This window comes from Brevundimonas sp. (assembly GCF_044239655.1).
GTDB lineage: Bacteria > Pseudomonadota > Alphaproteobacteria > Caulobacterales > Caulobacteraceae > Brevundimonas.
The window spans coordinates 20,180-27,240 of the sequence record NZ_JBIIAY010000034.1; the positions used below are offsets into that span (position 1 = coordinate 20,180).

8 protein-coding genes are annotated in these 7,061 nt (G+C 68.2%); 5 read left to right on the plus strand and 3 right to left on the minus strand.

Annotation, left to right across the window (positions count from 1 at the left end; all coding sequences use genetic code 11):
* The first annotated feature begins 2 nt into the window (after positions 1–2).
* Complete coding sequence (locus ACILQR_RS06570; protein ID WP_395650668.1) at positions 3–785, plus strand: hypothetical protein; 783 nt, start codon at positions 3–5, stop codon at positions 783–785.
* A gap of 15 nt (positions 786–800) precedes the next feature.
* On the opposite strand, the gene ACILQR_RS06575 is transcribed toward ACILQR_RS06570, so the two are convergent.
* Positions 801–1,913 (minus strand): aldo/keto reductase, encoded by a 1,113-nt coding sequence (locus tag ACILQR_RS06575; RefSeq protein ID WP_395650669.1) that lies wholly within the window; start codon positions 1,911–1,913, stop codon positions 801–803.
* 77 nt (positions 1,914–1,990) lie between these two features.
* Between ACILQR_RS06575 and ACILQR_RS06580 the strand changes: the two genes are divergently transcribed.
* The 4 genes from ACILQR_RS06580 (at position 1,991) to ACILQR_RS06595 (ending at position 5,530) form a co-directional block, all read left to right on the plus strand.
* On the plus strand, positions 1,991–2,602 hold the full coding sequence (locus tag ACILQR_RS06580; RefSeq protein WP_395650670.1) for a TetR/AcrR family transcriptional regulator: 612 nt from the start codon (positions 1,991–1,993) through the stop codon (positions 2,600–2,602).
* Between the two features lie 108 nt (positions 2,603–2,710).
* Positions 2,711–3,439: a response regulator gene (locus tag ACILQR_RS06585; RefSeq protein WP_271146592.1), complete on the plus strand. Its 729-nt coding sequence runs from the start codon at positions 2,711–2,713 to the stop codon at positions 3,437–3,439.
* Between the two features lie 166 nt (positions 3,440–3,605).
* The gene (locus tag ACILQR_RS06590) at positions 3,606–4,949 is read left to right on the plus strand and encodes an ATP-binding protein (protein ID WP_395650671.1); all 1,344 of its coding nucleotides are present in this window, start codon (positions 3,606–3,608) and stop codon (positions 4,947–4,949) included.
* Between the two features lie 65 nt (positions 4,950–5,014).
* The gene (locus ACILQR_RS06595; RefSeq protein WP_395650672.1) at positions 5,015–5,530 is read left to right on the plus strand and encodes a hypothetical protein; all 516 of its coding nucleotides are present in this window, start codon (positions 5,015–5,017) and stop codon (positions 5,528–5,530) included.
* 42 nt (positions 5,531–5,572) lie between these two features.
* Here ACILQR_RS06595 and ACILQR_RS06600 read toward each other — a convergent pair whose 3' ends face one another.
* Positions 5,573–6,049, minus strand: coding sequence for a hypothetical protein (locus tag ACILQR_RS06600; protein ID WP_395650673.1), 477 nt, complete (start codon positions 6,047–6,049; stop codon positions 5,573–5,575).
* 87 nt (positions 6,050–6,136) lie between these two features.
* On the minus strand, positions 6,137–6,946 hold the full coding sequence (locus ACILQR_RS06605) for a pyrroline-5-carboxylate reductase family protein (protein ID WP_395650676.1): 810 nt from the start codon (positions 6,944–6,946) through the stop codon (positions 6,137–6,139).
* Positions 6,947–7,061 lie beyond the last annotated feature (115 nt).

Sequence of the window (7,061 nt, forward strand, 5' to 3'; positions counted from 1 at the left end):
TCGTGAATATCAACCTGAAGATGCTCGGTGCCGGTCTCGGTCTGGGTCTCGGTCTGGTGGCCTGTGCCACACCGCCCGAGGCCGGAGGGGCACGGCCGGTGATCGCCGACGATTTCGAGGCCTATGCGGTCGGTGGTCCGCCGGGCGGGCCCTGGGGCGTTCAGCAGGTGAACGGCACGGCGGTCATCGACGACAGCCGGGCCGCGTCGGGCAACCGGTCGGTGCGGATCGACGTGGCGGGGACGGGCACCGTCTATCTGTTCAACCAGGGCGGCCCCCTGTTTCCGGCGGCACGGGACGGGCTGTCGGGGCGGATGAAGGTCTGGCTGGAGGAAGGTCCCCGCACGGAGATCCACTGGACCATCATCGAGGGACGCGGCGTGCGGCGCAGCGACGGCCATACCGGACTGGTCCGTTTCGGCGGTCAGGTGCCGACGCCGAACGGATCGCGGCTGATGTCGAACTATGAGACGCCGGACGGCTATTCGGACCCCACCGCCCCGATGTCCGACTGCTGGGGCCATGCGGGTGAGGCCGACGTCATGCCGGAGGGACGCTGGGTCGACGTCGCCTGGCGGATCGCGCCGACCGGCCTGACCCTGTCCATCGACGGGCGGCCGATCTCCGGCCCCGACGTCGGGGCCACGGGCCAGGGGTGCGTCCACCAGCCGGCGACCTACGTGTGGGAACTGCCGGCGATGGAGCGGGTCAACATCGGCTGGGAAACCTATATCCCCGACGGCCCGCGCAGGCTGTGGATCGACGACGTCGAGATCAGCGACTAGCCGGACAAGCGCACCTCACGGCCGCCAGGGCATGACCGAGTCGCCACCGAACACGGCACCGCGCCGTCCGGCGTCCGAGAACAGCCCATAGATCAGGCGCTGCTCGGGCGCGCTGACGGCGTCCAGCGCGGCGCGGTGGTCGTCGGACAGAACAACGTCGAGGGCGGAGGCGTTGTCCATGATCTGTTGCGGGCGACTAGCCCCGATCAGGGTGGTCGCCACACCCCTTCGGCCGATGACCCAGGCCAGGGCGACACGGGCCGGAGTCTGGCCGGCCTCGTCCGCCACGCCTTTCAGGGTCTCGACGATGGCCCAGTTGCGCTCGGTAAACAGGCTGTCGCCGAACGGGTTGGCGCCGTCCAGCCGGTTGTCGCTCTCGGGCCGAGCCTCGCCCGCCTGGGCCGCTTCGCGCGGGACGCCGCCGGCCCGGGGTGCCCCGGCCTCGATCGCGGCGCGGTCATACTTGCCGGTCAGCAGGCCGTAGGCGAGCGGGCTCCAGGGAACCATGCCCAGGCCGAACTGGGCACCCAGCGGCAGATGCTCGTCCTCGATATCGCGGCTGACCAGGGAGTAGAAATACTGCATCGCGATCGGGCCCGGCTGGTTCGTGGCGCGCGCCAGGGTGGCCAGGCTGGCGACGTACCAGGCCGGCGCATTGGAGATGCCCCAGTAGCGAATCTTTCCCGACCGAACGAGGCCGGCCATGGTCTGGAGCAGTTCGTCGGGCGGGGTGACCGAGTCCCAGACGTGGACCCAGTAGAGGTCGACATGGTCCACGCCGAGCCGCCGCAGCGACCCTTCCAGCGCGGTGTTGATGTGTTTGGCGCCGTTGCCGCCGGCCAGACGGCCCTGGCCCGTGCCGAAACCCGCCTTGGTCGAAAGGACCAGGTCGTGACGCAGGCCCCGATCGGCGATGAACCGCCCGACCATCTCCTCGCCGCGCCCGCCGGCATAGACGTCAGCGGTGTCGATGACATTGCCCCCGGCATCGACATAGGCGTCGAAGATCGCCCTAGATTGATCCTCGGCCGCCCCCCAGCGCGCGGTTCCGAACGTCATGGTGCCGAGCGACAGCGGGCTGACCAGCAGGCCCGAACGCCCCAGTGTGCGGTAATCGGAGAGCGACATCGGGATTTCCTAGTGATTGCTATGGAAACCTAGTGAAGCCCTTGCGGTCAGAGGTCAAGGGTTTCATAACGGGCGTTATGAAAACGTCGCAGTCTTCCTCGATCCGCAAGGCGGGCAGACCCCTCTCGTTCGATCGCGAGGCGGCCCTGCGTGAGGCCATGCTGATGTTCTGGCGGCACGGCTATGAGTCCACGTCCCTGGGGGACCTGACGGGGGCGATGGGGGTGACCGCGCCCAGCGTCTATGCGGCGTTCGGCAACAAGAAGGGTCTCTTTCTGGAGTCCGTTCGCCGCTACCTGTCGCATCCGACTTCGCCCCAGGAGATCATCGACGCGGCGGGATCGGCGCGCGACGCCGCTCTGGCCCTGATGTCGGGTGCGGCCCAGACCTTCACCGATCCGACGACGCCGCCCGGCTGTATGCTGGCCACCTCTGCCATCAGCGTTTCGGCCTCGGCCGCTGACGTTCAGGCCGAGCTGGCAGCTCTGCGCAACGCGGTCGAGGCCCACCTCAGACGCCGGATAGAACACGCGGTGGTCGACGGAGAACTGCCTGAAGACACCGATGCGGGCGCTCTCGCCGGGCACACCACAGCGGTCATTCAGGGGATGTCCACCCTCGCTCGCGACGGTGCCAGCCGCGACAAACTGCTGGGCGTTGTCCGGATCGCGATGCGGGCCTGGGGTTGATTGCACCCGGACGTTCGAGCGGGCGCAACGGAACAGGGTTCCTTGCAGGTCGCCTTGATCTCGGCCACGCTGTATGCACGCGCGGAACACGCCGATGAGCCCCAGACTATGAGTTACGAATCACGCAATCGCTCCGGCCCCGTCGCCGGCCCCGGCGTCGGCCGTCATTTGCTGGTCGTCGATGACGACGACCGCATCCGCGAGCTGCTGAAGGAATATCTGGCGCGCGAAGGCTATCGCACCACGGGCGCCGCCCATGCCGCCGCCGCGCGCCGGCTGATGGAGCTGATCGAGTTCGACCTGGTCATCCTGGACGTCATGATGCCGGGCGAGACGGGGCTGGAACTGACCTCCTGGGTGCGGTCCAAGGCGCAACTGTCCAAGACGCCGGTGCTGCTGCTGACCGCGCGCGGCGAGGCGTCGGACCGGATCGAGGGCCTGTCGCGCGGCGCCGACGACTATATGTCAAAGCCGTTCGAGCCCAAGGAACTGGCGTTGCGGATCGAGGCGATCCTGAGGCGCACGGGCGGCAAGCCCCTGACGCCGCGCGAGATCCGGCTGGGCGAGGTGTCTTTCGACATGGAGCGGCTGGAACTGTCGCGCGACGGCAAGCCGCTACGTCTGACCGAGGCCGAGGCGCAACTGCTGAAGACGCTGGCCATCCACGCCCATTCGCCGGTCGAGCGGATGGACCTGTCGCCGGATACCGCCGACATCACCGGCCGCGCCGTGGACGTCCAGGTGACCCGCCTGCGCAGGAAGCTGGAAGCCGACCCCAAGAACCCGCGCTATCTCCAGACCGTGCGCGGGGTGGGGTACATGCTGGCACCGGATTGATGGACACTAATCCTCCCCCGTTCTTCACGGGGGAGGGGGACCGCGCGAAGCGTGGTGGTGGGGGCGACCCCAGACACGGTGTGCGCATCCGCCCCCTCCACCCCGTCGGCCAAGCGGCCTCCGCGGTCCCCCTCCCCCGTTCGCTGCGCTCCTGGGGAGGATTGGTATGAGGTTCGTCCCCCCCGCCGTCCTGGGCCGGTTCATCAAGCGCAGACTGCCCGCCTCGCTGTGGGGGCGGTCGCTGCTGATCATCGTGGCGCCGATCCTGATCATGCAGGGCGCGGTGACCTGGGCGTTTTTCGATGCGCACTGGCAGAGGGTGACCGCCCGCCTGTCGGAGGGGTTGGCCGGCGACATCGCCTGGGCGTCGGAAAGCTATCGCGACGATCCGACGCCACAGAACCTGGCCGTCATCGCCGCCCGGGCGGAAAAGTCGATGCAGCTCTCGGTGGCCCTGAAGGAGGACGAACGGCTGCCCGTCGAGCAGCGCAGAGGTCCGATCGGGCTGATCGACCGGACGCTGGAACAGGCGCTGGCGTCGCGGCTGGACCAGCCCTTCTGGTTCGACACCACCCGCTACCCGGCCTACGTCGACATCCAGGTGCAGGAGCCGAACGGGGTGTTGCGCATCATCGCGCCGCGTGAGCGGGCGGTGGCGACCCAGGCCCATATCTTCGTGCTGTGGCTGACCATCGCCACCGTGCTGCTGATGTCGGTGGCCATCCTGTTCATCAGGAACCAGGTCCGGGCCATCGAGCGGCTGGCCGAGGCGGCCGAGGCCTTCGGGCGCGGCGAGATCCAGCCCCGGTTCAAGCCGCACGGGGCGCGCGAGGTCCGTCAGGCGGCGACGGCGTTTCTGGCCATGCGCGACCGGATCCAGCGCCATATCGACCAGCGCACCGCCCTGCTGGCCTCGGTCAGCCACGACCTGCGAACGCCCCTGACCCGGCTGCGGCTGGAGCTGGCGCTGGCGCCGCCTTTCAAGCGCCAGACGGCGATGAAGGGCGATCTGGACGAGATGGAGCATATGATCGACGAATACCTGGCCTTCGCGCGCGGCGAGGCCGGTGAGGCGGCCCAGGTCATCGACATCGCCGCCCTGCTGACCTCGGCCGGCGACGACGCCCGTCGCATCGGGGCGGAGGTTCAGGTCGAGGCGCCGCAGGGGCTGAAGGCCACCCTGCGCCCCATCGCCATCCGCCGCGCCCTGAACAACCTGGCCGGCAATGCGGCGGCCCATGGCGAGCACGTCCGCCTGTCGGCCCGGGCCCTGGCGTCCGGCGGGATCGAGATCGCGGTCGAGGACGATGGCCCCGGCATCCCCGAAGAGATGCACGAAGAGGCCTTCTCGCCGTTCTCGCGGCTGGATGAAAGCCGCAACCAGAACACCAAGGGCGTCGGCCTGGGCCTGGCCATCGCGCGGGACGTGGCGCGCGGGCACGGCGGGGACATCACCCTGGATCGCAGCGACATGGGCGGGCTGAAGGCGCTGATCCGGCTGCCGGGTTAGCGGCGTCTTGCGGAAAGGCGGTGCCGGGCGCATCTTCATCGGGACAGGGACCCATGGAGATCATCATGCGCAGGTTCGCCTTCTTCGCCCCCCTCGCCGCCGTGATGGCAGTCGCCGCCGCCGCCCAGGCCGAGCCCGCCAACCAGCCGCGTCTGTCCGCCCCGTCCGTCACCGTGACCATCGGCGGCGATCTGATCGAGGATGTCGACAAGCTGGGCGAGCGTGACGTCAACTGGCAGATCGACGACCTGAAACAGACGGTCGAGCGCGAACTGGCCCGCAGCGGCGCCCTGGCCGGGGCCCAGGTCAATCTGGTGGTCACCGACCTGAAGCCCAACCGCCCGACGATGCAGCAGTCGATCGACCGCCCCGGCCTGTCGATCTTCGACAGCGTCTCGATCGGCGGTGCCACGATCGAGGGCGAGGTCGTTACCGCCGACGGCCAGCGCCTGCCTGTGAAATACTCGCGCTACTCCAACAGCATCGCCGACGTCTTCGGCTACAACACCTGGGAAGAAGCCGACCGCGCCTTCGACCGGCTGGCGTCCAACCTGTCACGCGGGCGGTTGATGTCGAGGTAGGGACGGGCTCTAGTCTAGGGCCGCGCGACAGCTTTCTGTCACTTACATTGTCAGCGTGGAATTGCGTAAGAACACGGCAGTAGCACCAGTCTGCGTCTCAATCACTGCTCGGCCATCGCCTGGCCGAATTGATATCTTCGCGCCCGAGAACATCCACTCTCTTAACTGCCGCTGGCGCGACACGTCGTCAGGATCGCAATAGCGGTCATGAGGTTTCAGAGATGGACCATCCTGAGGCGTCACCGGGGCAAAGCCACTGACATACTGGTTCCGACTCTCGTCAAAATATCCAGCGTCAAAGCAGTCAGACCTAATGTCGTATCTCTTGGGATGGAGCCCTGAAGAGTATTCGTAAAGCTCGAGACTGACCCGTGAGGTGGTTGTCGCCTTGCCATTCAACTCGATCAGGCGGCCATCGAACTCGGTTATACGGTCGAAGGACTCACCATCGTTATCTTCGAGGCGAACGCAGCCCGTCATGCCAATGGTGATGACGAGCACGAGGAGACCAATCTTCATCCTGAAAGCTTAGCTCGATGATTGCAGTAGTCCACGCATAACCGGCCGCGCGTGGTCTTCTCCTTCCAGTCGCCGAGCCAATCGAACCTACCCCGCGAGTTCGCGCGCGCGTTCCAGAGCTGCAGCGACCGCCGCCTCAACCGCCGCATCCAACGCCCGATCGGCCGACAGCGCCTTCAGCCCCGCTTCCGTGGTGCCGCCGGGTGAGGCAATGCGGGCAATAAGGTCGCTCAGCGACGTCGCCGGATCGGCCGAGGCCGCCGAGCGCACGGCACCCCGCGCCAGCCTCAGCGCGCTTTCTGCGTCCAGCCCTTGCGCCACGCCCGCCTCGGCCAGGGCGCGGGTGAAGGCGTGGACGTAGGCGGGGCCGGAGCCGGCGACGGCGGTGGCCACATCGATCAGGGCTTCCTGATCCAGATCCACGGTGTCGGCCAGGGGGTCGAACAGGTGGTGCGCGGCCTCCCGCGCATTGCGGTTGGCGGCATAGATGGCGGCCACCCCCTGCCCCGTCGCCACGCCGGTGGTCGGCATGACCCGCGCCACGGAGCGGCCGAGGAAGGCCTCTGAAATCGCCTCGTCGCGGACCCCGGCCATGACCGAGACGATCACCGCGCCCGGATCGAAAGCGTCGGACAGGCCCTCGGCGACCGCGAGCCACATCGCGGGCTTGACCGCGAGGACGATCGCCCCGGCCTCGGCCAGCGCCGATCGGTCGGGATTCAGCCGGGCTCCGCGCAGGGCGGCGGCCTCGGCGATGGGCTTGGACGAAGGGCTTAGGATGATCAGGCGGCGCGGATCGAACCCCGTCGCCAGCCAGCCCTCGACGATGGCCGAGCCGAGCCGGCCGCAGCCGACCAGGACGACAGGGGAAATATCATCGCTGCCAGGATTTCCCATCACGCCTCACCGCCAAGATCCTCCCCCGTTGGGGGAGGGGGACCGCGAAGCGGTGGAGGGGGCTCACCGCGCACACCGTGTCTGAGGTTGGCCCCCTCCGTCACGGCGCAAGCGC

Excerpts from the sequence above, each read along its gene's own strand:
- ACILQR_RS06575 (WP_395650669.1), bottom strand. The coding sequence starts at position 1,913 with ATGTCGCTCTCCGATTACCGCACACTGGGGCGTTCGGGCCTGCTGGTC.
- ACILQR_RS06580 (WP_395650670.1), top strand. The coding sequence starts at position 1,991 with ATGAAAACGTCGCAGTCTTCCTCGATCCGCAAGGCGGGCAGACCCCTC.
- ACILQR_RS06585 (WP_271146592.1), top strand. The coding sequence starts at position 2,711 with ATGAGTTACGAATCACGCAATCGCTCCGGCCCCGTCGCCGGCCCCGGC.
- ACILQR_RS06590 (WP_395650671.1), top strand. The coding sequence starts at position 3,606 with ATGAGGTTCGTCCCCCCCGCCGTCCTGGGCCGGTTCATCAAGCGCAGA.
- ACILQR_RS06595 (WP_395650672.1), top strand. The coding sequence starts at position 5,015 with ATGCGCAGGTTCGCCTTCTTCGCCCCCCTCGCCGCCGTGATGGCAGTC.
- ACILQR_RS06600 (WP_395650673.1), bottom strand. The coding sequence starts at position 6,049 with ATGAAGATTGGTCTCCTCGTGCTCGTCATCACCATTGGCATGACGGGC.
- ACILQR_RS06605 (WP_395650676.1), bottom strand. The coding sequence starts at position 6,946 with ATGGGAAATCCTGGCAGCGATGATATTTCCCCTGTCGTCCTGGTCGGC.